Raw genomic sequence first — 23848 nt, forward strand, 5'->3', positions numbered from 1 at the left:
ACGAGCGAGAAATCATCCAAGGCCCACGTCCGGAGAAGTGCACTTTGATTGTGACAAAAGCAAGAAGCCTTGTCGCAGTGCAGCACATCTTCGCGCGTGTTTAATGCGAAACCAGCGAGCTTCGCGGTGACGAATACGGATTGAATCGTTACTGTCGGCCCCATGAGCATCGCCACGACCGACACGCCCAAATCCGAGATCAAGTCCGGGACCAAGCCCGAGACAAAGTCTGAAACGAAATTCGATGCGGAGGCCTTCGCGATGAATGTCGCGCGGGCGATGGAGAGCGGCGGCAAGGCGCTCGCCGCGTATCTGAAGCCGCGCGAGACCGGCGAGGTGCAGGACCGCCCGCCGGCCGAGCTGGCCGAGGTCGTCAAGACCTTCACCTCGGTCGCCGAATACTGGCTGTCCGACCAGTCGCGGTCGTCCGACCTCCAGACCAAGCTCGCCAAGGACTATCTCGACCTCTGGGGCTCGGCGGCGCGGCGCATGGCCGGGCAGGACGCCCAGCCCGCGATCGCGCCCTCGCCGCGCGACAAGCGCTTTGCCGATCCGGAATGGAAGTCGAACCAGTTCTTCGACTTCATGATGCAGCTCTATTTGCTCACGACCAAATGGGCGCAGGAGCTGGTGCACGACGCCGAGCTTGATCCGCAGACCCGCCGCAAGGCCGAGTTCTACGTCCAGCAGATCACCAACGCGATCTCACCATCGAACTTCGTGCTGACCAATCCGGAGGTGCTGCGCGAGACGGTTGCAAGCAGCGGCGAGAACCTCGCGCGCGGCCTGACGATGCTGGCCGAGGACATCGCCGCCGGCAAGGGCATGCTGAAGATCCGCCAGTCCAATCCGGACAACCTCGTCGTCGGCGTCAACATGGCGACGACGCCGGGCAAGGTGATCTACCAGAACGAGATGATGCAGCTGATCCAGTATTCTCCGACCACGGAGAAGGTGCTGCGCACGCCGTTGCTGATCGTGCCGCCCTGGATCAACAAGTTCTACATTCTCGATCTCAAGCCGGAGAAATCCTACATCAAGTGGTGCGTCGACCAGGGCATCACGGTGTTCGTGATCTCATGGGTCAATCCCGACAGGCGGTTGGGCGCCAAGAGCTGGGAAGACTACATGAAGGAGGGCCCGCTCACGGCGATGGACGTGATCGAAAAGGTCACCGGCGAGATGAAGGTGCACACCGCAGGCTATTGCGTCGGCGGCACCATGCTCGCGACCACGCTGGCCTGGCTCGCCGAGAAGCGTCGCCAGCGGGTGAGCTCGGCGACGTTCTTTGCCGCCCAGGTCGACTTCACCCATGCCGGCGATCTGCTCGTGTTCGTCGACGAAGACCAGATCGCGGCGCTCGAGCAGGACATGAAGGCGTCCGGCGTGCTCGAAGGCTCCAAGATGGCGATGGCCTTCAACATGCTGCGCTCCAACGATCTGATCTGGTCCTACGTGGTCAGCAATTATCTCAAGGGGCAGCAGCCGAGCGCGTTCGACCTGCTGCACTGGAATTCCGACGCGACGCGGATGACGCAGGCGAACCATTCCTACTATTTGCGCAACTGCTACCTGGAGAACCGGCTGTCGACGGGCACCATGGTGCTCGACAACACCCTGCTCGATCTCTCCAAGGTCAAGGTGCCCGTCTACAACCTCGCCACCCGCGAGGACCACATCGCGCCGGCGGAATCGGTGCTGTACGGCTCGCAATTCTTCGGCGGCCCCGTGAAATACGTGCTGTCCGGCTCCGGCCATATCGCCGGCGTCGTCAATCCGCCCGCCTCGAACAAGTACCAGTACTGGACCAACGACAACATCAATGACGTCAACGTCGCCCAGTGGATGAAGGGCGCAGTGGAGCACAAGGGCTCGTGGTGGCCGGACTGGCGCGAATGGCTGGGCAGCCTCGATCCGGAGGAAGTGCCGGCGCGCAGCGTCGGCACCGAGGCGCTGCCCCCGATCGAGGACGCACCCGGCAGCTATGTCAGGGTTCGCGCGTAGCGCATGATCCGGAAAAGTGCGAAGCGGTTTTCCGAAACGATCATGCGCAAACCAAAGCTTCCGTGCGCATGGTGCAATCGTGGGCGCTTGTATAAGCTAACTCCCAAGACAGCGACGACAGAGGGGACCGGGTTATGACGCGTGAATTGTTCTGGCTGACCTGCACGGTGATCCTGACCGGAATCCTCTGGATTCCCTACACCATCAACCGCTGCCAGGTTCGCGGGCTCAGCGGCGCCATGGCTAACCCCTCGCGCGGCGACAAGCCGCAGGCCGAATGGGCGAACCGCCTGATGTTCGCGCATGACAACGCGGTCGAGAACCTCGTGCTGTTCGCGCCGCTGGTGCTGATCCTGAACGCGATCGACTATTCCTCGAAATGGACGGTGCTCGCCTGCGTGGTCTATTTCTGGTCGCGCGTCGCGCATCTGATCGTCTATGCGCTCGGCATCCCCGTATTCCGCACCCTCGCCTTCAGTGTCGGTTTCCTCGCGCAGGCCGTGCTGGCACTGGCGATCTTCAAGGTGTTTTGAGCGCGCAGCGCCGGGGTTCTCTGGACGCTGCTGCAGGGCAAAGATAATCTCGCACGGCTAGCAAGCGAAGCGAGGAAATCCCGATGCGGATGCTTTTGCCAGTCGTCGCAATGATTTCGTTCGCCGGATTATGCCACGGTGCCGTCGCCCAGGCGCAATGCCCTGAACTGACGCGGCTGCGCAACGAGGCTGTGGAAGCTGCAAAGCCTCGCGCACGCTCATTGATGCCTGGCTGCGACGGCTATATCCGGGCTTCGCGGGCCTGGAGCGCGGTGGTCGACTACGCCAGCGAGCATCAGGACGTGTGCGGCATTTCCGACCGCTTGCTCGGCGATTTCGCGACATATCGCCGAGAAGCGGTGACGGCCCGCAACAACGTCTGCTCGGGTCGCCCCGCTCGGCCGTTTCCGGCCGACATCGTCTTGCAATAGGCGTCAAGACTCCGACTCTGCAGCGCACAGCCATGGGCGATGCTTCGCATCGCCAGCGCTAGCGATGCGCAGCATCCAGAACGTCAACGCGCTCTACTGTTCCGGCAGGCCCAGCATCAGCCGCATGTTCTGCACGGCGGCACCTGAGGCGCCCTTGCCGAGGTTGTCGAGCCGGGCGACCAGGACGGCCTGGTGATATTTGTCGCTGGCGAAGACATAGAGCTCGAGCATGTTGGTCTCGTTGAGCGCTTCCGGCTCCAGCCGGCCGCCCTTGGTCGCCTCGTTCTGAAGCGGCATCACCGAGACATATTTCGAGCCGGCGTAGCGCTTGGCCATCGCAGCCTGCAGATCCGCACCGCTCGGCTTGCCCGGCAGCGTGTCGAGCTGGAGCGGCACCGAGACCAGCATGCCCTGCCGGTAATTGCCGACCGAGGGAATGAAGATCGGCCGCCGCGTCAGGTTCGAATAGAGCTGCAGCTCCGGCAGATGCTTGTGCTCGAAGCCGAGGCCATAGAGCTCGAAGGACGGCGCGCTGCCGTCTTCAAAGCTCGCGATCATCGACTTGCCGCCGCCGGAATAGCCGCTCACCGCATTGACGCTGATGGGATAGTCGGGCGGCAGCAGGCCGGCGTCGACGATCGGCCGCAGCAACGCGATGCCGCCGGTCGGATAGCAGCCGGGATTGGAGACCTTTTTCGCGGCCTTGATCTTGGCGGCCTGGTCAGGCGCCAGTTCCGGAAAGCCGTAGGCCCAGTCCGGTGCAACCCGGTAGGCGGTCGAGGCGTCCAGCACCTTCGGCCCTGAAGCGCCCATGCTGTCGATCAGCGCGACGGTTTCCTTCGCCGCCTCGTCGGGCAGGCAGAGGATGACGAGATCCACCTCCTCCATCAGCGCCTTCTTGGCCGCGGGATCCTTGCGCTTGTCGTCGGCGATGGTTTTCACCACGACGTCGCTCTGGAGCTTCAGCCGCTCGTTGATGCCGAGCCCGGTGGTCCCGGAGCCGCCGTCGACGAAGACGGTGGCGGGCTTCTTCGGCGCGCCGGAGGTCGGGGCTTTCGTGGTTTCCGTGAGGCTCATGATACGCTCCCTTCGAGCTTGTTGGTTTCGGCCGCGAAGGCGTCGGGCCTCACGTCCTGCATCAGTTGTGCGATCTGTCTGGCGTCGGCGTCTGCTTGCGCGCCGAGCGCATTGGCAATCGCCGTATAGTCGGCGTCGGACTTGTGCTGGTTGAGCTTGAAGCTGCCTTCGACCTCTTCAACCGTCATGACCAGACCCACGATCCCCTTCTTGAGCGCCTCGAGCCGGCCCGCGGTCATCTTCGCCGACGTCCACGGCTTCTTCGGCAGCAGCCAGCTCTCGAACTTGTCGCTGAGCGTCTCGATCTGCACCGCAAGCTCGTCGTCCGACAACAACTTCACCGGCCCGGTCAGATGGACCGACTGATAGAGCCAGGTCGGCACCTGATCCGGCGAGACGTACCAGTCGGGCGATACATAGGCATCCGGGCCGTTGATCGCGAGCAGCCAGGACGTCGCGCCGTCCGCAAGCTTTATCAGCGGATTGTGACGGGCGACATGAAAGGCCGCCTGCGGCGTGCCGTCAGCGGCGTAGGCCAGATAGAACGGCAGCGGCGAGGCGACGGGCTTGTGGCCGTCGAAGGCGCACATGGTGCCGAAACCGCGGTCGCCTGCGAATTTCAGGCACGCGGTGCGGTCCGGCTTGAAAAAGGGTGGCGTGTACATCGTGGTCTCCTGCTGGGCCTCCTAAGGGGGCCGCCGGATCAGATCGCGCTGACAGGAGAGAGAATGCCGCGGATCGGATCCAGCGGCAAAGACGATGATCTCAAACGCGATCGACCGCCCAAACCGCTAAAGAGCGGCGGCGGCGACGGGCGAACAGGATGGTCGCGGCGTTGATCATGGCGCGCGGCTATAAGGCCAACTGCAGTTCCCGTCAAGGTGACCACGTCATTCCGGGGCGATGCGGAGCATCGAACCCGGAATCTCGCGCCACAATTTCGAGATTCCGGGTTCGCTCGCTTTGCGAGCGAACCCGGAATGACGGAAATTAAATCACCCGCCAAATCCATTCCGTGACCTTCGCGATCACGTCGCCGAACAGCAGCAGCGCTGCCGACCAGATCAGGGCCGAGACGAAATTGGCTGCCTGGAAACTCCAGTAAGGCATCTCGAAGATGCCGGCCGCCAGCGGCACCGAGGCGCGCAAGGGGCCGAAGAAGCGGCCGATGAAGATGCTGGGAACGCCCCAGCTCCGCACGAAGGCCTCGCCCTTGGGCAACAGTTCCGGGTAGCGCGAGAGCGGCCACATCTGGGCGACCCGCTCCTTGTAACGATAGCCGAACCAGTACGAGACCCAGTCGCCGAGCGCAGCTCCGAGCCCGCCGGCAATCCAGACGGGATAAAAGCTGATGCCGCTTGCCCCGATCAGCGCACCGATCGCCACCAGCGCGCCCCAGGCCGGGATCAGCAGCGAGATGAAAGCGAGCGACTCGCCGAAGGCGAGCAGGAATACGATCGGAGCCGCCCATGCCTGATGAGCCCGCACGAAGTCGGCCAGGGCGTGCGCAAATTGCTCCATTCCAGATTAGCCTTCCCGCCCTGCCTCAAGGTGCTGCTCGATGAAAAGGACTGGTAAGCCAAGCACTTGTGTGACATCAAGTCACAAAATCCGGCCCAGACCGGACCGCGACGTCAAATTGCCGGGAATGGATGGGCCTGCGGCGTAAATTCGCCGGGATTGGCCCACAACGACGCCCCAGGTTCGGCCCGGCGGTGACCTTTCCAGGCCGGCCGTGGCATAGTCACCTCAACCGATTCGCCGCTTGCGCGGCCCTCAAAACGCATCAAGATATATGTCCAAGCAGTTGAAAACTAAAGCCAAAGACGACTTGTTCGACGGCAACGAGCCGAAGGGGCGGGCCAGTGCCGCGAAGGCTGCGCCGCGCGCAAGCGGAGGCGAAGCCGATTACACCGCGGCTGACATCGAGGTGCTCGAAGGTCTGGAACCGGTGCGGCGCCGGCCCGGCATGTATATCGGCGGCACCGACGAGAAGGCGCTGCATCACCTGTTCGCCGAAGTCATCGACAACTCGATGGACGAAGCGCTGGCCGGGCATGCGACTTTCATCGGCGTCGAGCTCTCCGCCGACGGCTTCCTCACCGTCACCGACAACGGCCGCGGCATCCCCATCGATCCACATCCGAAATTCCCGAAGAAGTCGGCGCTCGAAGTCATCATGTGCACGCTGCATTCGGGCGGCAAGTTCGACAGCAAGGTCTACGAGACTTCGGGCGGTCTGCACGGCGTCGGCATCTCCGTGGTGAACGCCCTCTCCTCGTGCCTCGAGGTCGAGGTCGCGCGCGGCCAGAAGCTGCATCGCATGACGTTCGAGCGCGGCCATCCCAAGGGCAAGCTCGAGGACCTCGGCAAGGTCAACAACCGCCGCGGCACGCGCGTGCGCTTCAAGCCGGACACCGACATCTTCGGCGCCAAGGCCGCGTTCAAGCCCCAGCGCCTGTTCAAGATGACGCGCTCGAAAGCCTATCTGTTCGGCGGCGTCGAGATCCGCTGGAACTGCGCGCCCGAATTGCTCAAGGGCGTCGAGGACGTGCCGGCGGAAGCGACGTTCCACTTCCCGGGCGGCCTCAAGGATTATTTGGCGGCGGCGATCCACGCCGACACGCTGGTGCATCCCGACATCTTCTCCGGCAAATCGGGCCGCAACGGCGCTCACGGCGCCTGCGAATGGGCGGTGGCCTGGACCGCGGATGCCGACGGCTTCCTCTCCTCCTACACCAACACGGTGCCGACGCCCGACGGCGGCACGCACGAATCCGGCCTGCGCAGCGCGCTGTTGCGCGGCCTGAAGGATCACGCCGAGCGCGTCGGCCAGGGCAAGCGCGCCGCGTCCATCACCTCGGAAGACGTCATGGTGGGCGCAGCGGTGATGCTTTCGGTGTTCGTGCGCGAGCCTGAATTCCAGGGCCAGACCAAGGATCGTCTCGCCACCGCAGAGGCGCAGCGGATCGTCGAGCAGGCGATGAAGGATCCGTTCGACCATTGGCTGTCGGGCAATCCGAATATGGCCAACCGGCTGCTCGATTTCGTGATCGACCGCGCCGAGGAACGGCTGCGCCGCCGCCAGGAAAAGGAGACGGCCCGCAAGACGGCCGGCAAGAAGCTCCGCCTGCCCGGCAAGCTCGCCGATTGCACCGACGCCGGCACCGAAGGCTCCGAGCTCTTCATCGTCGAGGGTGACTCGGCCGGCGGCAGCGCCAAGCAGGCGCGCGACCGCAAGACCCAGGCCGTGCTGCCGCTGCGCGGAAAAATCCTCAACGTCGCCTCCGCCGGCAAGGACAAGCTGACGGCGAACGCCCAGCTCTCCGACCTCGTGCAGGCGATCGGCTGTGGCCAGCTGCTGCAATATCGCGAAGAGGACCTGCGCTATCAGCGCATCATCATCATGACCGACGCCGACGTCGACGGCGCCCACATCGCTTCGCTTCTGATCACCTTCTTCTACCGGCAGATGCCGAAGCTGATCGACGAAGGGCATCTCTTCCTGGCGGTGCCCCCGCTCTACAAGCTGACCCACGGGCAGAAGTCGGTCTACGCCCGCGACGACAAGCACAAGGAAGAGTTGATCAAGAGCGCGTTCAACGCCAACGCCAAGGTCGAGGTGAACCGCTTCAAAGGCCTCGGCGAGATGATGCCGGCGCAGCTCAAGGAAACCACCATGGATCCGAGCAAGCGGACGCTGCTCAAGGTGGTGCTGCTCGCCGACGATCGCGACACCACCGCGGATTCGGTGGAGCGCCTGATGGGCACCAAGGCCGAGGCGCGCTTTGCTTTCATCTCGGACAAGGCGGAATTTGCCAGCGACGAGCTGCTCGACGTCTAAACTTGGCGATTCCCGGCGACGAGCCCCGGCCGAGGCCGGGGCTTTTTCGTTTGAAACGGACGATTGAGCGTCTTACGGACACTTCATCCCATCATTTTACCTCTCGAACATGCGACTCGGCCAACGACTCAGAGCGGCCGAGCGGCAAGCGAGGGGCTGAGGCAGGATTGCCTCCGTTTCGGACACAGGCGACTTACTGACGAAATCCAACCCGGACGGGTCACGCTCAAGCCGGCTTAGTGCATTGAAATCACGGAATTTTTCGGAATCTCGGTGACGCTCCCTCAAAACCCGACTGACGGGCGTTTTCCGGCGACTGTGCCTGCCCTGCAACAGCATTTCGGCGAGAACCGTCTATAGTCGGGACATCAGATCACACGGACTTCAGTGCGCTCGCGCGGACCAAGGTTGGGGATTTTATTATGAAGAAGATTGCACTCGCACTGACCGCGATTGCGGCGATGACCGGCTCGGCTTCGGCCGCTGATCTTGCGGCCCGTCCCTACGTCAAGGCCCCGATGGCTGCTCCGGTTGCCAACTGGACCGGCTTCTACATCTTCGGCGGCGGCGGCGGTGGTGTCTGGGACGCGAATACCGGCGTGCAGGTGACGGGTACCGGTGCTCCCCTCCTCCCGTTCAATCAGAAGCAGGGCGGTGATGGTTGGTTCGGCACCGTCGGTGCCGGCTACGACTGGCAGTTCGCTGGTACTTGGGTGGCCGGCGTGTTCGCCGACGGCCAGTTCGGCAGCCTGAAGGGCACCATCCAGGATCAGGGTCCGTTCTTCGCGGGCAACATCAAGAATGACTACTCCTGGGCCGCGGGTGCGCGCTTGGGTTATCTGGTTGCCCCCAACGTCCTCTCCTACGTGAACGCCGGCTACTCCGACTCTCATTGGAAGGGCACCACCCTCTTCAACACGATCACGACCCTGCCGGGCGGAGCGCATACCGACGCCTTTAATCGTGGTGGCTGGTTCGTCGGTGGCGGCGTTGAGAACAACCTGAACATCTTCGGGATCAGCGCTCCCGGCTGGTTCATGAAGACCGAGTATCGGGCAGCCTACTACAACAACAAGAACATCTCGGAGCTGGTCGACGGCACGAATGTTTCGAACGGCCGCGACATCACCTTCAAGCCGTTCGTCCAGACCATCAGCACCTCGCTGGTCTACCGCTTCAACTGGACCGGCCCGGTCGTCGCCAAGTACTGAGCTGATCTCGATCTGAGACATCAAAGCCCCGGCGTCGCCGGGGCTTTTTTTGTTGCGTGGGTGAGCTTGACGCTTGCCTTAGCATCCAGCGGCGAGCGGGCGAGATCTGTTCAGCTCTCTGTTGTTGGCTCCCGCCACCGCCCTGCGTCCGCAGCCATTGTGTCTGAACCGAAGCTACGGCTAGTCTGGCGGGAAGTTTTCGTGATCCGCGGCGATCGTTCTGCCGTGGGTCGCGACAGAATCAGACCGATGGGGAGGAATGGATGCGCAGATTTCTGCTTGTAGCAGGCCTGTTTGCCCTCGCCGTCGGGCTGCTCTGGATCGGACAAGGCACCGGTACCGTCGCCTGGCCGCGATCGAGCTTCATGGTCAACCAGTTGCAATGGGCCGGCTATGGTGCCGCCATGGCAGGCTTCGGGCTGGTGCTGATCTGGCAAAGCAACCAATAGAAGAAACCAGGAAGTAAGAGCATGACATCCAACCGGTTCGATCTCCGCGGCAAGGTCGCGATCGTCACGGGAGGCAATGGCGGCATTGGCCTCGGGCTGGCGCACGGTCTTGCCGACGCCGGCGCCGATATCGCCGTGATCGGACGCAACGAAACCAAGTCGGCCGCAGCCGTCGCCGATCTCAGAGCACGCGGCGTGAAGGCGATCGCCGTCACCACCGACGTCACCGACAAGGCGGCGGTCGGGGCCATGATCGACCGCGTGGTGAAGGAGCTCGGCCGCATCGACATCCTGATCAACAATGCCGGCATGAGCATCCGCAAGCCGCCGCACGAGCTCGAGCTCGACGAGTGGAACAAGGTCATCGACACCAACCTGACCAGCGCCTTTGTCTGCTCGAAGCTCGCCTATCCGGCACTGAAGGCGTCAGGCAACGGCAAGGTGATCAATATCGGCTCGATGATGTCGATCTTCGGCGCGAGCTTCGCGACCGCCTATGCGGCGAGCAAGGGCGGCATCGTGCAGTACACGCGCGCATGCGCCAATGCCTGGGCGCCCGACAACATCCAGGTCAATGCGATCCTGCCGGGCTGGATCGACACCGATCTCACCCGCGGCGCGCGGAAGCAGGTGTCGGGCCTGCACGAGCGCGTGCTGGCGCGTACGCCTGCGGGGCGCTGGGGCGACATCGACGACTTCGCCGGCATCGCCGTATTCCTCGCCTCGCCCGCTTCGAACTTCGTCACGGGCACCGCGATCCCCGTCGACGGCGGGTTCTCGGTGATGGCGTAGGCCGTCGCCGCGGCTGCACGCAAAAAAGAAGCCCCGGTGGAAGCCGGGGCTTTTAATTTGATCGTGATCTTTTCTTTGATTGGTCGTTTGTTGCTCAGTAGCGCGCGATCACAGGCGCGTCGAACTTGTAGCTGGCGCGGACGACAGCCCACTGGATGTCACGCGGCTTGGCATCGAACGTGTAATTGCCCGAGGTGCCGCCGAGCTGGTAGGTCTGGCTGCCGAAGGCGGCGTAATTGTATTCGAGGCCGACGATCCAGTTGCGGGTGACGCCGTATTCCCAGCCGGCGCCGACGGTCCAGCCGTTGGCCCAGTGGGTCTGACCGCCCGACCCCGTCGCCGGAGCGACCGTGTCGCTGACGCTGAGACGGTTGTTGACGCCGGCGTAGCCACCCTTGACGTAGAACAGGTTGTTCTGAACCGCGAAGCCGGCGCGACCGACGACAGTCGCCAGAACGTTGGCGCGCCAGGAGAACACGTCGTCACCGGCACCGAAGGCGGTATTGGTGAACGAGCCCTTGTTGTCGAGGCCCGAGATCGTGCCTTCCATGCCGAACACGTAGTTGTTGGCCTGCCAGTTGTAGCCGATCTGGGCGCCGCCCATGATGCCGGCACCGCGCTGACGATAGCCCTGGCCCGGCGTCAGATCGCCGAACGGCGCGCCGACGCCATTGTTGATGAACTGCTCGTTGGTCCAGGCGCCACCGATGTGGCCACCGACATAGAAACCGGTCCAGTTGAACAGCGGCTCGATATAAGCAGGCGCCTTGGTGTACGGACGCGCGGCGAGATCGGCGGCGGAAGCAGCGCCGGTCGAAACCAGAGCAGTCGTGCAGGCGAAGGCAGCAATCAATTTGTTAAGCATGGTACACCCCGTGTCCTTTGATGGGCGCACGCTCACACGCAGTTCTTACTCAAATTTGAATCAAGAAAGTTAAGGCGCCGGATTGCCGTCTGGCCGGCTTTGAATCCCTCGGCGCTGTTGCACGCGCGCAACGCGAAAGCTGCAATTTAACGCGACATTATCCCTACCAAATCCCTGCATCAGGAGACCGCCGCAGCTCTCGAATGCACGTGCTCGGGTCGCACGCCGAGCGCAATGAAGCGCGCCGGGATGCCCTGAAGCCACGGCAGTGCGGTAATCAGACGCACGATCAGCGGCACCTTGAGCGGCCGGTCGCCGCCCTTCAGCGCGCCGCTGATGATGTTGTTCTGGACGATCACCTGCATCGCCTGCGTCATCTTCACCGGAAACTCGCGGCGGCGGCGTACGGCATCGAGCTCATGCTCGGACGGACAGCCGCGCGTCAGCGCGTCCGCAAGCAGATTGGCTGCGGCGACCGCATCCTGAACGGCCAGATTGACGCCGACGCCACCGACCGGCGACATCGCATGCGCGGCATCGCCGATGCACAGCAGCCCGGGCCGCGTCCAGCGGCCCAGACGGTTGATCGCGACGGTCAGCAATTTGACGTCGTCGAAGCTCTTCACATCGGCAACGCCACGCTTGAGCTCCGGCGCCATACGCACGACATCCTCGAGCAGCGCCGGCAATCCCCTCGCCTTCACCGCTTCGTATTGTCCCTTGGCGATGACATAGGCGCATTGCCAATAGTCGCCGCGATCGAAGGTAACCATCATCTTGCCGGGCTCGACACGGGCGAACAAATTTTCGGTCTCGTCGGGAGTTCGCCCGGCGCGGAACCACAGGACGTCCATCGGCGCGCCGATTTCCTCCACGCTGAGGCCTGCGCGCTCGCGCACGGTCGAATGCCGGCCATCGCAGGCGATGGTGAGATCGGCCTCGATGTCGACGATGCCGTCTGGCGTCCTCGCGCGCACGCCGGCAACCGTTTCGCCGTGGTGGATCAGGTCGACCGCCTCCGTATTCATCAGCACCCCGAGCGAGGCGAAGCGCTTGCCGGACTCGCGCAGGAAATTGAGAAAATCCCATTGCGGCATGAAGGCGATGAACGGGTACTTCGTGTTCAACCGGCGCAGATCGGCGATCCGCACCTTGGAGCCACCGATCAGGCCGTCCATCGTCTGCAGGCGCTGATGCGGGAGCTTGAGGAAACCATCGATCAGGCCGAGCTCGTCCATCACCTGAAGCGTCGAGGGATGCACGGTATCGCCGCGAAAATCGCGGAAGAAATCGGCGTGCTTCTCCAGCACCACGACATCGATGCCGGCGCGTCCCAGGAGATAGCCGAGCATCATGCCCGCAGGCCCGCCGCCGACGATACAGCAGCGGACTCTTCGGCCGCGCGATGCGGGCTGTTCCGAGGTGACTGTGTCCATGACCCGACTTTCGCTGCCATCGCTCAGGCGATTGTAGCGCCGGCGGGCGCCGGGACCATGTTCAATTGTTGCTGCGGTTGGCCGTGCGGAAGCTCTTGACCTCGGACACACTGCCGTCGCGATAGGTCAATTCGACGGACATGAACTGGGTCGCCGGCGGCAGCTTCTCGTAGAGCAGCATGCCGGCCGTGATGGCAGAGGGATCGCGGAGATCGCAGGGCGGCAGCTTCAGCACCTTGTCCGGCACCGCCGTGTCGATGCCGATCCTGACCTCGCGGATCGCGCAACGATACGACACCAGATGCGAGTAATAGACCAGCAGCCCGTTGAACTGGCGGAACGACAGCCAGCTCGTGGCGGTCATATCAAGGATCTTGCGCTGATCGCGGATCAGCGCCGCTTCGGGATCGAACTTGATCGGGAACGGGCCCTGCATGTCGCCGGACGCATCGACGTAACGCACCTCGATGGTGCCGGCCTGCGCATCCGGAGGCAGCTCGATCGACGGGTTCGGCATCCGCTTGCGCGTGCGCGGGTCGAGCGTGTCGATGAAGCCGGTCTCGCGGAAATCGCCGCTGCCGGCCATGCGCCAGGACACGCCGAGCGTGGGATCGGCGAAGGAGAACGTCACGCTCCAGCCGCCATTGTGGCGCGAGAAACTCGCGATCGGCGCGTTGGTGGTCTCCTCCTTCGGTACGCGCGGCACCGACACCGGCGGCAAAGCCGCAACCTTTTGCGGCGGAGGATCGGCCGGACGCGCGGCGGCGGCTGCCGCGTCCTTCGCAGCGCCACTGAGGAAGACGTCGTCGACCATCTGGTCGAAATATACCGGCACCTGCTTGTGCCTGACGGTGTCGGCCATCTCGCTGACGAGACGGCGCGTGTGCTGCGCGACCTGAACCAGGTTCTCGCCGGGCTGGAGCAGCTCCCTGGCGAAGGTGCGCGTGAACACCGAGTTCGGGTTGGCATCGTCATTGGAGAGGCGATCGAGCGCGGTCTGGCGCGGCCCCGCCGAGAACACCGAGAACACGCCCTCGGGCAATTGCGTCATCGGCGCAAGGCCGCCGCCACCGGCGACTGCGCGCGTGCCTGATCGTTCGAACGGATTGTTGCGGCAGGCGTCGAACACCAGGATCGAGGTGCGCGCCTTCTTGTTCTGCAGACGCTCGACGACGCGATCGGCGAGAATGGAGGCGTCGCGCACCAGCTCTTCCTGGCCTTCGGTCGCGGCCGGCACGTCGGTCGGCAGCAGATAGTTCTGGCCCGCGATCTCAAAACCGTGGCCGGCGTAGAAGAAGAACGCGGTATCGCCGGGCTCGATCGCCCGGTCGAAGGCGAGCAGCGTTTCGGCGAATTGCTGACGGTTCTGGTTTTCGGCGACCATCACCTGGAAGCCGAGCTGCTTCAGCGTGTCTCCCATGGTGCGGGCGTCGTTGACGGCCTTGAGGAGTTTTGGAACGTTCTTGTAGTCGTTGTTGCCGACGACGAGCGCGACGCGCTTTTCGGCGTGCGCAAGGCCTGCGAAGCCGCTGAGGCTCGCCGCCAGGCCAAGCGCCGCCAAAATTCTGAAAACCCGACGCGTCATCTCAGTGTTCCCGCTTCTGAACGGCTCCCCGCAGGCTCCATGCGGGACCTTACGCCGTTGATGTGATAGTCGGTCCAGCCGCAACGGCGGTTCAACCGGCGCGCCCGAGCAGTTCCATCACCTGACCTATGGCAGATTCCGCCGGAATCTGCTTTTTCTTTGGCGGAATTCCGTTCGAGACGAGGGGCTGCCGTGGTTCGCTGGTGCACCGACGAGGTCGAGCCGCACGACCGCTTCGACTTTTGGCGCGAGGTGCGCGCCAAGGGGCTGTTCGGGGTCACCGCAGAACTGGAGCGCGAACGGCGCGGCGACTTCCACGGTGAATTCTCGCTGAGCCAGGTCGGCAATGGCGCCCTGGTCGAGCTGAAGGCTTCGCCCTATGCCGTCGAACGCAGCCAGGCCGACATCAGCGACGCCCCCGGTGACAGCATCTGCGTCTACCAGCAACTCGGTGGCGGCGGCTGGTTCGGCGGCATGCGCTCCAGCGATTTTGCGATTGCCAATGGCAGCTTCGCCACCAGCCACACCGACCTGCCCTACCGCACCAAGCCGCTGGGCGCCTCCGGCTTCCACCTGCGTATTCTGAAGATCCCCGTCAGCGGCCTCGCGACACAGGACAAGCGCATGCGCGAGCTGGCGCCCAAACCCTTCATCGATCCTGCTCTGGCGCCGCTGCTCGACGCTTGCTTTACCGATCTCGGCGAGACGGCCGCGAATGATGGGTCGCCTGGCGCCCTGCCGCTGGTGCAGGCGCTGGGACATCTGGCGCTGATCGAACGTGGCATCGTCAGGCCGGGCAGCCGGCGCGGACAGGCCGCGCTGCGAACCGCCCGCCTGTCGCTGGCGCGGCGCCTGATCGCACGACATCTCGAGGATCCGGATCTGGCGCCGACACGGGTGGCCGACCTGCTCGGCGTCTCCGTGCGGCACCTGCACATGCTGTTTGAGGTCGCCGACCGCAGCTTCTCCCAGACCGTGACCGAAGAGCGGTTGAAGAGAAGCCGCCGCTTGATGCGTGAAGCGCCGGAGCGGCTGATCGCAGATATCGCCGCCGCCTGCGGTTTCGAGAGCCTGGCGACCTACTACCGGGTCTTCAACGCCGCCTACGGCATGGCGCCCGGCGATTTCCGCGCCCAGGCAGCAGGGAGGCGTTAACCCTCGGGCCGGCTGCCGCGGCAAAAAGCCGAGCTACGCCCGCTATTTGGGCAAAAACCTTAGGGTTTTAAGGACCTTCCCGTGCCTGCTGCATTGACTTTGGCCGATTCCGCCCTATGTTCCGGGTCGACGCGGCTCGGTATCGAAGAGCGATTCCTGAGCTTGGCGCTTTGTTCGCGTGAGTCAGCACCCCCAGCTTCTTTGAGAGCGCGCCGTTTCGGGGTGGAACGCGACAGCCTTTTTACTCTCGATTCCGAACGGCGGTTTCGACCAGAGGCTCAATGTCCTTTTCCAATCTCGGACTGTCCGAAAAAGTCCTCGCCGCAGTGGCGGCCACCGGTTACACCAATCCCACCCCCATTCAGGAACAGGCGATCCCCCACGTCCTCGCACGCAAGGACGTGCTCGGCATCGCCCAGACCGGCACCGGCAAGACCGCGGCTTTCGTGCTGCCGATGCTCACCATTCTCGAAAAGGGCAGAGCGCGCGCGCGAATGCCGCGCACGCTGATCCTGGAGCCGACCCGCGAGCTCGCAGCCCAGGTGAAAGAAAACTTCGACCGCTACGGCGCCGGCCAGAAGCTCAACGTCGCCCTCCTGATCGGCGGCGTCTCCTTCGGCGACCAGGATGCCAAGCTGACGCGCGGCGTCGACGTGCTGATCGCCACCCCGGGCCGTCTGCTCGACCATACCGAGCGCGGCGGCCTGCTGCTCACCGGCGTCGAACTGCTCGTCATCGACGAAGCCGACCGCATGCTGGACATGGGCTTCATTCCCGACATCGAGCGCATCTGCAAGCTCGTTCCTTTCACGCGGCAGACCCTGTTCTTCACCGCGACCATGCCGCCGGAAATCCGGCGCATCACCGAAGCTTTCCTGCACAATCCGCAGAAGGTCGAAGTCTCCAAGCCCGCCACCACCGCCGTCACCGTCACGCAGTCGCAGGTCCCCGCCGGACGCGAGGCGCATGAAAAGCGCGAGCTGCTTCGCCGCCTGCTGCGCGAGGCCAAGGATCTCAAGAACGCGATCATCTTCTGCAATCGCAAGCGCGAGGTGGCGATCGTTCACAAATCGCTTCAGAAGCACGGCTTCAGCGTCGGCGCGCTGCATGGCGACATGGACCAGCCGGCCCGCATGGCCGCACTCGAGCAATTCCGCAAGGGCGAGCTTCCCCTCCTCGTCGCCTCCGACGTCGCCGCCCGCGGCCTCGACATTCCCGAGGTCAGCCACGTCTTCAATTTCGACGTCCCCCATCATCCCGACGATTACGTCCATCGCGTCGGCCGCACCGGCCGTGCCGGCCGCACCGGCACCGCGATCTCGATCGTGACGCCGCTCGACCAGAAGTCGATGGTGGCGATCGAGAAGCTGATCGGCCAGAGCATCCCCCGCGCCGAAGGCGACTACGAAGTGCATGCGGATTCGGGTGAGCAGAGCGACCGTTCGCGCGAATCGCGCGGCCGTGAGCGTTCTCGCGGCGGACGCGGCAAGCCACAGCGCGAGCGCGGCCCGCGCGGTCGTGATCGTGAGCGCAGCCACGAGCCGCGCGCCGAAGCGAGCCTCTCGGCCGACGCAAGGCCTGCAGCCGAGGCACGGCCCACCGGCGAAGCTCGGCCGGCGCGCGAGGCGAGGCCGCCGCGCGAAGCCAGGCAATCCGAGGCGCGTCATGGTGCGCGCCAGCAGGCCAACAATTCGCACGTGCCGTCGATTGGCCGCCCCGAACCGCGCCGCCAGCGCGAGGTCGACACCGAGCCCGGCGATCACTCGCATCTCCCCGCCTTCTTGTTGCGGCCGGTCCGCTCCCCCGCCGGGGCCTGACATCACGATACACGCCTGAGTTGAGCTGCCGGCCGTTTACCGACCGTTCATGATCGTCCGTTAGCCTACGAACATAATTTAAGCATTGCTGCGGTCGCGCGCGCACCGACCGCTGTGGGGTATGTTCTGTGGTCAAGGTTCTCGACGAACACGAACGCACGATGGCGTTCGCCGAGGTGGCGCTCGGTCAGATCCGGTCGTTGAAGCAAACCGCAATTCCCCGCAATTACGAGATCTGGTACGTCTACGCGACCGGCTACAACGCCCCGCTCAACAAGATCATCAACGAGACGCTCGCGCGCAACGGCAAGCTGACCGAAGCCGATCTCGAACAGATCTACGATACCTATCTGTCTCACATCAAAACCACCGACCGCATCGACAAGGTCGGCGCACGCGTCATCGGCGAGATCGACGACGTGATGACTGTGCTGAGCGATGCGCTCGGCATGACCGGCGCCTACGATGCCAGTCTGTCGGGTGCGAGCGAGCAATTGACCTCGGCCAAGAGCCCCGAGCAGGTCAGGACGATCGTCGAAGCCCTGCTGCGCTCGACCAGTGAGATGCGCGAGATCAACAAGACGCTGGAAGACCGGCTGACACTGTCGAAGAACGAGATCAGCAATCTCCAGCAGAGCCTCGAGGCAATCCGTGCCGAGAGCCTGACAGATCCTTTGACTGGTCTCGGCAACCGCAAATATTTCGACCGCATGATCGGCATGGCCGTACAGAGCGCACTTGCCGGTGGTGAGCCGCTGTCGCTGTTGCTGCTCGACATCGACCACTTCAAGTCGTTCAACGATTCCTACGGCCATCTCACCGGCGACCAGGTGCTCCGGCTCGTTGGCCTGTCGCTGAAGCAGACCATCAAGGGCCAGGACATCACGGCACGCTATGGCGGCGAGGAATTCGCGGTGGTGCTGCCCAACACCGCGCTGCGCCAGGCCCTCACCGTCGCCGACCATATCCGCCGCGCCGTGATGGCGAAGGAATTGAAGAAGAAGTCCACCGGCGAGATCCTCGGTCGCGTCACCATCTCCGTTGGCGTCTCCTTGCTGAAACAAGGCGACGACACCGACGCACTGATCGAGCGCGCGGATGCCTGCCTCTACGCCGCCAAGCGCAACGGCCGCAACCGCGTGATCTGCGAAGCCGACCCGGAATACGCGGTCGAGACACACAATCGGGTGGCTTGAGGCGAGTAAGGGGCCTGCGGGATCCGGCCCTGCTTGACATTCCAAGCTGACGAACGACATCTTCCTCGCCAATTCGCAGCGAGGACTCGTCATCGTGCCCAATCCTCATGATTTTCACACGCCGCAACCGTCCTACACCAAGGACGAGCTGCTGAGATCGAGCGAAGGTGGCTATTTCGGTCCGGGCAACGCGCAATTGCCGGCGCCGCCGATGCTGATGATGGACCGCATCACCGAGATCAGCCTGGACGGCGGCGAGTTCGGCAAGGGCCATATCGTCGGCGAGCTCGACATTGTGCCGGATCACTGGTTCTTCGACTGCCACTATCGCGGCTATGCGATGATGCCGGGAAGCCTCGGCCTGGATGCGATGTGGCAGATGGTCGGCTACTGGCTCGGCTGGTCAGGCTCGCCCGGCAAGGGCCGCGCCATCGGCGTCGGCGAGGTCGAGGTCACGGGGACGATCACGCCCGAGACGCGATCCGTGCGCTACGAGGTTGCGATGCGGATGGTCCGCCGCGGCAAGCTCGTGCTCGGGATCGCGGATGGGCGCGTGGTTGCCGACGGCGTGTCTGTCTTTGTGGCGAAGGATATGCGCGTTGGCCTGACCAAGGCCGCAGATTAAGGACTCGTAGGGTGGGCGCATCGCGCCGTGCCCACGCGCTCTCGCGATGACAATCCTAATCGTGGGCACGCTCCGCTTTGCCCACCCTACAGCACCATCTTCTTGGCTGCCTTCTTGGCCGACCGCTTCTTCGGTACGGCCTTTTTCGTAGGCTTGCTCGCCTTCTTCCCCTTCGGCCGCTTCTTCACCTTGGCGCGCTGGGCAGCGGCGAGTGCCGCCCTCGCCCATTGCGCCAGCTCCTCGGAATCGTCGAACAGGCGTGCGGGCAGCTCCCAGTACGAGTTCACCAGCACGGTCTTGGCGCGGGTCGAATACTGGAACGGTTTTGAGCCTTCCGCTTCAAAGTCCGGGATGGTCACCTCGTCGGCGCGAAAGAACAGGCCGGCGCGCAAGGCGAGCGCGAAGTTGATGCCGTCGGCGGAGACGCCATAGCCGGAAAACATCTTGCGAATGGCGACGGGGCCGAAATCGGCGAACAGGTCGATCAGGAATTCGCGGTCCATGGCCAACTTTCTCCGCAACGTCGTCCTGGCGAATGCCAGGACCCATTACCACAGGGAGAAGTTTAGCGAAGACTGTCGGTACTGACATCTCGGATCGCCGAGAGATCACGCGGTATGGGTCCTGGCATTCTCCAGGACGACAGCGGAGTGAAACGACGGAGCCGGGCTTACCCGTCGATCTTGGCCGGACGCAGCTCGACCGACTCGCCGCAGCCGCAGGCCGAGATCTGGTTGGGATTGTTGAAGACGAATTGGGCCTGCATCTTGTCGGTCTTGTAGTCCATCTCGGTGCCGAGCAGGAACAGGACGGCCTTGGGATCGACCAGGATCTTGACGCCCTTGTCCTCGACGATCTCGTCGGTCGGGCGGATCTCGTGAGCGTATTCGACCGTGTAGGACTGGCCGGCGCAGCCACCGTTCTTGACGCCGACGCGCAGGCCGACGATCTCGGAATCGGCGCGGCTCGTCAGTTCGCTGATGCGCTGGGCCGCTGCATCCGTCAGCCGCATCACCTGCGGGCGGGGCCGCCGGGGCTTCGGAGTGGATGCTGGTGTTGCCTGTGTCATGTCAGTGATGTGGTCCGTTGCGAAGCGAATTCAATATCGGGGGTACGCGTCACCACATGTTGAGCACGAGGCGAGCCTCGTCGCTCATGCGCTCCGGCGTCCAGGCCGGCTCCCAGACGACCTTGACGTCGACCACGCCGACGCCGGGAACGCTTGCGACCGCGTTCTCGACCATGGTCGGCAGCTCGCCGGCGGCCGGGCAGTTCGGCGTCGTCAGCGTCATCTGAACGTCGACGGAACGATCGTCCTTGATCTCGACTTTGTAGATCAGGCCGAGCTCGTAAATGTCGGCGGGGATTTCCGGGTCGAAAACGGTCTTGAGGCCGGCGATGATCTCGGCGGTGAGACGCTCGGTCTCCTCCGGCGGCAGCGCCGAATGAGTCTCCATCGGATTGGCTTTGATTTCGGCCGTGTCACTCATGCGAACAAATCCCGCGCCTTGAGCAGCGCCTGTGCCAGATGATCGACTTCTTCCCGCGTATTATACATGCCGAACGAGGCGCGGCAGGTGGCGGTCACGTTGAACCGCTCTAAAAGCGGCATCACGCAATGGGTGCCGGCGCGCACTGCGATGCCCTGGCGGTCGATCACGGTGGCGACGTCATGAGCGTGTGCGCCCTTGAGCTCGAAGGAGATCACCGGTCCCTTGCCGCGGGCGGTGCCGATCAGCCTGACCGAGTTGATCTCGCGCAGCTTCTCCTGGGCATAGGTGGTGAGGTCGTTCTCGTGCGCGGCGATGCGCTCCTTGCCGATCGAATTGACGTAATCGATGGCGGCGCCAAGACCGACGGCCTCGACGATCGCGGGCGTGCCCGCTTCGAACTTGTGCGGCGGATCGCCATAGGTGACGACATCACGCGAGACCTCGCGGATCATCTCGCCGCCGCCGTTAAAGGGGCGCATCGCGACGAGGTGGTCGTACTTGGCCCAAAGCACGCCGATGCCGGTCGGACCGTATACCTTGTGGCCGGTGAAGACGTAAAAGTCGCAGCCGATGTCCTGGACGTCGACCGGCAGATGCACCGCGCCCTGGCTGCCGTCGACCAGCACGGGAATGCCGCGGGCGTGGGCGATCTTCACGACGTCCTTGACTGGGACGATGGTGCCGAGCGCGTTCGACATCTGCGTGATCGCGACCAGCTTGGTCTTCGGCGTCAGCAGCTTCTCGAACTCGTCGATGAGGAAGTTACCCTCATCGTCGACCGGCGCCCACTTGATCACGGCACCCTGGCGTTCCCTGAGGAAATGCCACGGCACGATGTTGGAGTGGTGCTCCATGATCGAGATGACGATCTCGTCGCCCTCTTTGATGTTCGGCCCGCCCCAGGACGACGCGACGAGGTTGATCGCCTCCGTGGCGTTGCGGGTGAAGATCACTTCCTCGGTTCGAGCAGCATTGATGAACTGCGCCACCTTGGTGCGGCCGCCCTCGTAAGCCTCCGTCGCCGCATTGGCGAGGTAGTGCAGCCCGCGATGCACGTTGGCGTATTCGCTCGTATAGGCCTGCGTCATGCGGTCGAGCACGGCGCTCGGCTTCTGCGCCGAGGCGGCGTTGTCGAGATAGACCAGCGGCTTGCCATAGACCTGCATGGCGAGCGCCGGAAAGTCCTGGCGCACGCGCGCGACGTCATAGACGCCGTTCTTGACTGCGGGATGCGTGCTCATGACCGCCGCTCCAGCCAGCGCTCGGCAATGCCGATCACGTGCTCGCGAAGGCCATCATCGGCGATCTGCTCGATCGCCTCGCCAACGAACGCCTGGATCAGCAGCGCCTGGGCCTGCTTCTCCGGCAGGCCGCGGGCCTTCAGGTAGAACAAGAGGCTGTCGTCCAAGGCGCCGGCGGTGGCGCCGTGGCCGCAGGAGACGTCATCGGCGAAGATCTCGAGCTCCGGCTTGTTGTCGGCCTCGGCTTCGTCCGAGAGCAGCAACGCACGGGTCATCATCTTGCCGTCGGTTTTCTGCGCGTCGGGACGAACGATGATGCGGCCCTGAAACACCGAGTGGGCGCGATCGTCGATCACGGCACGGAAGACTTCGCGGCTGACGCAGTTCGGCACGGCATGGTCGACCACCAGCGTGGTGTCGCCATGCTCGGTCTTCTGCAGCAGGTTGACGCCATTGGCCGAGAGCTCACTGCCCTCACCCGCCAGCGTGATGAAACCCTGCAGGCGGCTGACCGCGGCCCCCGTGGTCATGTTGAAAAAGTTGAACTTCACATTGGCGCCGATGGTGACGAAATGCGACGAGACGTTCACGGCGTCAGGCGCGTCGTCCATCAGGCGGATATGTGCGACATCGGCATCGTCGCCGACCGTGACGGTCAAGGCGTCGTTGACCTGGTAGGCCTTGGCGCCAGCCGCAACGAAGCTCTCGACGATGGTGGCACGCGCGCCCTTCCCGATCGCGACTTGCGAGCGGGTGAAGCCAGATGCGGAAGCCGCCGTCGCAATGTGGATGATCTGGATCGGCGCGGACAGCTGCGTGCCGTCGGCAATCGACAGCACCACACCGTCGGTCGCCATGGCAGCGTTCAGCGCGATCACGGCGTCGGTGGCGGCGGTCGTCAGCAGACCCGAATCTTTCTCCAGCGCTTCCCGCAACGTCTTGAAGCTCACCTCGGAGGCAAGCGCCTTGACATCGGACAGATCAGCCGCGAACACACCGTCAACCAGCACCAGCTTGCGGGCGCCCACGATCGCGTGTGTCTTCACGGCGTCCGCAGCGCGCTTCAGCGCGGCCGCATCGGGCGCGGCTGCCAGCGGCGGCACCTCGCCGACCAGCGCGCGCAGGTCGGTGTATTTCCATTCCTCGATCCGGCGGTGCGGCAGGCCGAGACGCTCATAGGTCTCGAACGCCTCGCGGCGGACCGCGATTACGGACGGCGAACCCGCCAGGCGGCCTTCGGCGCTGGCGAACAGATCGCTCACCGCGCGGCCGTTCCCGGTCTTAGCCACAGCAACGTTCATCGCAAAATTCCTTACGCGGCGTCCTCGAACTGGGCGTAGCCGGACGCTTCCAGCTCCAGCGCCAATTCCTTGCCGCCGCTCTTCACCACACGGCCCTTCGACATCACGTGCACGACGTCGGGCACGATGTAGTTCAGCAGCCGCTGATAATGGGTGATCACGACCATCGCGCGGCCCGGCGAGCGAAGCGCGTTGACGCCGTCGGCCGCGATGCGCAGCGCGTCGATGTCGAGGCCCGAATCCATCTCGTCGAGGATGCACAGGCTCGGCTCGAACAGAGCCATCTGCAGCACCTCGTTGCGCTTCTTCTCGCCGCCGGAGAAGCCGACATTGACGCCGCGCTTGAGCATGTCCTGCGGAATGTTCAGCGACTTCGAGACCTCGCGGACCTTCTTCAGAAAGTCCGGCGTCGAATATTCGCTCTCACCGCGCGCCTTGCGCTGTGCGTTCAGCGCCGTGCGCAGGAAGGTCATGGTGGCGACGCCGGGAATCTCGACCGGGTACTGGAACGCCAGGAACACGCCCTTCGCGGCGCGCTCGTTGGGATCCATTTCCAGAAGGTCCTCGCCCTTGAACAGGATCTGGCCGTCGGTGACCTCATAACCGGGCTTGCCGGCGATGACATGGGAGAGCGTCGATTTGCCGGAGCCGTTCGGCCCCATGATCGCGTGCACCTCGCCCTCGTTCACGGTCAGCGTCAGCCCGTGGAGGATCTCACGCTCCTCGACACGAACCTTGAGGTCTTTCACTTCAAGCAAAGCCATCTTGGTATCCAGTTTATTCAATTGATGTT

The 23848-nt window shown here is 63.9% G+C and carries 23 protein-coding genes; 11 read left to right on the forward strand and 12 right to left on the reverse strand.

The window, feature by feature from the left end; translation table 11 throughout:
• Nucleotides 1–162: 162 nt before the first annotated feature.
• From JQ587_RS29910 to JQ587_RS29920, 3 genes are all read left to right on the forward strand, one after another.
• Complete coding sequence (locus JQ587_RS29910) at nucleotides 163–2004, forward strand: PHA/PHB synthase family protein (RefSeq protein ID WP_433995252.1); 1842 nt, start codon at nucleotides 163–165, stop codon at nucleotides 2002–2004.
• A gap of 134 nt (nucleotides 2005–2138) precedes the next feature.
• The gene (locus JQ587_RS29915; protein ID WP_212299686.1) at nucleotides 2139–2537 is read left to right on the forward strand and encodes an MAPEG family protein; all 399 of its coding nucleotides are present in this window, start codon (nucleotides 2139–2141) and stop codon (nucleotides 2535–2537) included.
• 83 nt (nucleotides 2538–2620) lie between these two features.
• The gene (locus JQ587_RS29920) at nucleotides 2621–2968 is read left to right on the forward strand and encodes a hypothetical protein (RefSeq protein WP_212299685.1); all 348 of its coding nucleotides are present in this window, start codon (nucleotides 2621–2623) and stop codon (nucleotides 2966–2968) included.
• Between the two features lie 93 nt (nucleotides 2969–3061).
• Here JQ587_RS29920 and argC read toward each other — a convergent pair whose 3' ends face one another.
• The 3 genes from argC to JQ587_RS29935 form a co-directional block, all read right to left on the reverse strand.
• Entirely contained in the window at nucleotides 3062–4045 is a 984-nt protein-coding gene (gene argC, locus JQ587_RS29925; RefSeq protein WP_212299684.1) for an N-acetyl-gamma-glutamyl-phosphate reductase, read from the reverse strand.
• Complete coding sequence (locus tag JQ587_RS29930; RefSeq protein ID WP_212427735.1) at nucleotides 4042–4710, reverse strand: FMN-binding negative transcriptional regulator; 669 nt, start codon at nucleotides 4708–4710, stop codon at nucleotides 4042–4044. The genes argC and JQ587_RS29930 overlap by 4 nt, the downstream gene beginning before the upstream one ends.
• A 325-nt stretch (nucleotides 4711–5035) precedes the next feature.
• Nucleotides 5036–5566 carry a DedA family protein gene (locus tag JQ587_RS29935; RefSeq protein WP_212299682.1) on the reverse strand — a complete coding sequence of 177 codons (531 nt, stop codon included), beginning with the start codon at nucleotides 5564–5566 and terminating at the stop codon, nucleotides 5036–5038.
• Between the two features lie 274 nt (nucleotides 5567–5840).
• Here JQ587_RS29935 and parE point away from each other — a divergent pair, with 274 nt between their 5' ends.
• From parE to JQ587_RS29955, 4 genes are all read left to right on the forward strand, one after another.
• Nucleotides 5841–7889, forward strand: a complete 2049-nt coding sequence (parE, locus tag JQ587_RS29940; RefSeq protein ID WP_212427736.1) for a DNA topoisomerase IV subunit B — start codon at nucleotides 5841–5843, stop codon at nucleotides 7887–7889.
• A 422-nt stretch (nucleotides 7890–8311) separates the two neighbouring features.
• Nucleotides 8312–9100 carry an outer membrane protein gene (locus tag JQ587_RS29945; protein ID WP_212299680.1) on the forward strand — a complete coding sequence of 263 codons (789 nt, stop codon included), beginning with the start codon at nucleotides 8312–8314 and terminating at the stop codon, nucleotides 9098–9100.
• Between the two features lie 263 nt (nucleotides 9101–9363).
• The gene (locus JQ587_RS29950) at nucleotides 9364–9549 is read left to right on the forward strand and encodes a hypothetical protein (RefSeq protein WP_007591540.1); all 186 of its coding nucleotides are present in this window, start codon (nucleotides 9364–9366) and stop codon (nucleotides 9547–9549) included.
• Between the two features lie 21 nt (nucleotides 9550–9570).
• Nucleotides 9571–10341 carry an SDR family NAD(P)-dependent oxidoreductase gene (locus JQ587_RS29955; protein WP_212427737.1) on the forward strand — a complete coding sequence of 257 codons (771 nt, stop codon included), beginning with the start codon at nucleotides 9571–9573 and terminating at the stop codon, nucleotides 10339–10341.
• Between the two features lie 94 nt (nucleotides 10342–10435).
• On the opposite strand, the gene JQ587_RS29960 is transcribed toward JQ587_RS29955, so the two are convergent.
• The 3 genes from JQ587_RS29960 to JQ587_RS29970 form a co-directional block, all read right to left on the reverse strand.
• The gene (locus JQ587_RS29960) at nucleotides 10436–11206 is read right to left on the reverse strand and encodes an outer membrane protein (protein WP_212427738.1); all 771 of its coding nucleotides are present in this window, start codon (nucleotides 11204–11206) and stop codon (nucleotides 10436–10438) included.
• A gap of 179 nt (nucleotides 11207–11385) precedes the next feature.
• Nucleotides 11386–12642 carry an FAD-dependent oxidoreductase gene (locus JQ587_RS29965; RefSeq protein ID WP_212427739.1) on the reverse strand — a complete coding sequence of 419 codons (1257 nt, stop codon included), beginning with the start codon at nucleotides 12640–12642 and terminating at the stop codon, nucleotides 11386–11388.
• Between the two features lie 61 nt (nucleotides 12643–12703).
• Nucleotides 12704–14227 carry a caspase family protein gene (locus JQ587_RS29970; RefSeq protein WP_212427740.1) on the reverse strand — a complete coding sequence of 508 codons (1524 nt, stop codon included), beginning with the start codon at nucleotides 14225–14227 and terminating at the stop codon, nucleotides 12704–12706.
• 192 nt (nucleotides 14228–14419) lie between these two features.
• Between JQ587_RS29970 and JQ587_RS29975 the strand changes: the two genes are divergently transcribed.
• The 4 genes from JQ587_RS29975 (at nucleotide 14420) to fabA (ending at nucleotide 19020) form a co-directional block, all read left to right on the forward strand.
• Nucleotides 14420–15382, forward strand: coding sequence for a helix-turn-helix transcriptional regulator (locus tag JQ587_RS29975; RefSeq protein WP_212427741.1), 963 nt, complete (start codon nucleotides 14420–14422; stop codon nucleotides 15380–15382).
• Nucleotides 15383–15663: 281 nt separating this feature from the next.
• The gene (locus tag JQ587_RS29980; protein ID WP_212299674.1) at nucleotides 15664–17199 is read left to right on the forward strand and encodes a DEAD/DEAH box helicase; all 1536 of its coding nucleotides are present in this window, start codon (nucleotides 15664–15666) and stop codon (nucleotides 17197–17199) included.
• A 128-nt stretch (nucleotides 17200–17327) separates the two neighbouring features.
• The gene (locus JQ587_RS29985) at nucleotides 17328–18395 is read left to right on the forward strand and encodes a GGDEF domain-containing protein (protein WP_212427742.1); all 1068 of its coding nucleotides are present in this window, start codon (nucleotides 17328–17330) and stop codon (nucleotides 18393–18395) included.
• A gap of 94 nt (nucleotides 18396–18489) precedes the next feature.
• A complete protein-coding gene (gene fabA / locus JQ587_RS29990) occupies nucleotides 18490–19020 on the forward strand; it encodes a bifunctional 3-hydroxydecanoyl-ACP dehydratase/trans-2-decenoyl-ACP isomerase (RefSeq protein ID WP_212427743.1) in 531 nt (176 codons plus the stop codon).
• A gap of 86 nt (nucleotides 19021–19106) precedes the next feature.
• On the opposite strand, the gene JQ587_RS29995 is transcribed toward fabA, so the two are convergent.
• From JQ587_RS29995 to sufC, 6 genes are all read right to left on the reverse strand, one after another.
• Nucleotides 19107–19523 carry a TfoX/Sxy family protein gene (locus JQ587_RS29995; protein WP_212299671.1) on the reverse strand — a complete coding sequence of 139 codons (417 nt, stop codon included), beginning with the start codon at nucleotides 19521–19523 and terminating at the stop codon, nucleotides 19107–19109.
• 167 nt (nucleotides 19524–19690) lie between these two features.
• A complete protein-coding gene (locus tag JQ587_RS30000) occupies nucleotides 19691–20089 on the reverse strand; it encodes a HesB/IscA family protein (protein WP_212427744.1) in 399 nt (132 codons plus the stop codon).
• 49 nt (nucleotides 20090–20138) lie between these two features.
• Complete coding sequence (locus JQ587_RS30005; protein ID WP_212427745.1) at nucleotides 20139–20510, reverse strand: SUF system Fe-S cluster assembly protein; 372 nt, start codon at nucleotides 20508–20510, stop codon at nucleotides 20139–20141.
• Nucleotides 20507–21754 carry a cysteine desulfurase gene (locus JQ587_RS30010; protein WP_212427746.1) on the reverse strand — a complete coding sequence of 416 codons (1248 nt, stop codon included), beginning with the start codon at nucleotides 21752–21754 and terminating at the stop codon, nucleotides 20507–20509. The genes JQ587_RS30005 and JQ587_RS30010 overlap by 4 nt, the downstream gene beginning before the upstream one ends.
• On the reverse strand, nucleotides 21751–23055 hold the full coding sequence (gene sufD, locus JQ587_RS30015) for a Fe-S cluster assembly protein SufD (protein ID WP_212427747.1): 1305 nt from the start codon (nucleotides 23053–23055) through the stop codon (nucleotides 21751–21753). The genes JQ587_RS30010 and sufD overlap by 4 nt, the downstream gene beginning before the upstream one ends.
• A gap of 11 nt (nucleotides 23056–23066) precedes the next feature.
• On the reverse strand, nucleotides 23067–23819 hold the full coding sequence (gene sufC / locus JQ587_RS30020) for a Fe-S cluster assembly ATPase SufC (RefSeq protein WP_212299667.1): 753 nt from the start codon (nucleotides 23817–23819) through the stop codon (nucleotides 23067–23069).
• Nucleotides 23820–23848: the final 29 nt, after the last annotated feature.

The organism is Bradyrhizobium manausense, assembly GCF_018130615.1.
Taxonomy (GTDB): Bacteria; Pseudomonadota; Alphaproteobacteria; order Rhizobiales; family Xanthobacteraceae; genus Bradyrhizobium; species Bradyrhizobium manausense_A.